The 632-nt window shown below is 63.9% G+C and carries 1 protein-coding gene; it reads right to left on the bottom strand.

What is annotated here, in order from left to right; translation table 11 throughout:
• Nucleotides 1–18 precede the first annotated feature (18 nt).
• Entirely contained in the window at nt 19–399 is a 381-nt protein-coding gene (locus tag ACXJ3V_RS20340; RefSeq protein ID WP_457102171.1) for a response regulator, read from the bottom strand.
• Nucleotides 400–632 lie beyond the last annotated feature (233 nt).

Raw genomic sequence — 632 nt, 5'->3', positions numbered from 1 at the left:
GCATCTCGAACCGATAGCCTAATCGTAGACCAGCGGTCCATGCCTAATCGCGCTGCCGGCGATGCGCATGCCGCGCAGCAAGAGCGCGCGTACGCGCGCCTTGAGCTCCTCGAAGCTAAAGGGCTTGGCCATGCAGTCGTCGGCGCCGTTGTCCAGGCTCTTGACGCGCTCCTCCACGTTGCCTGCCGCGGTGAGTGCAAGCACCGGTAGGTGCGACCGGCGGGCACGCAGGCGCCTGAGGATCTCGAGGCCGTCCATGGTGGGCAGACCGAGATCGAGGATCAGCAGGTCGAATTCGCTATGTGTGATGAGCGTCGTATCGGCCTTCGAGCCGGTGGCCACGTAAGCAACTACGGCGCCCGAGGCGCGCAAGCTGCGCAGGACCGCGTCGGCCAGCACCTGATCGTAGCGACGAGAATTTTCATGGTGGCCTCTTTCGTTTATCCCTTGCCCTCACCCGCTCACGGAGTCGCACGAGCCGCCAACCGATTGGCAGGCTGCGTCTTCGGTTCTCTCATGCAACGCCTCAATGCAGCTTGACRTGSGGTTCGGTGCGCCGCGTGATGAGRCGSGCGAGCGTGTCGAGCGARACCTTGACGRCGCCGTGCAGCGCCAGTTCGTGCATCTTGTAG

This window comes from Microbacterium sp. P5_E9 (genome assembly GCF_054049175.1).
Note: the sequence above shows the minus strand (reverse complement) of the source record. Positions and strands in the feature narration are given on the sequence as shown.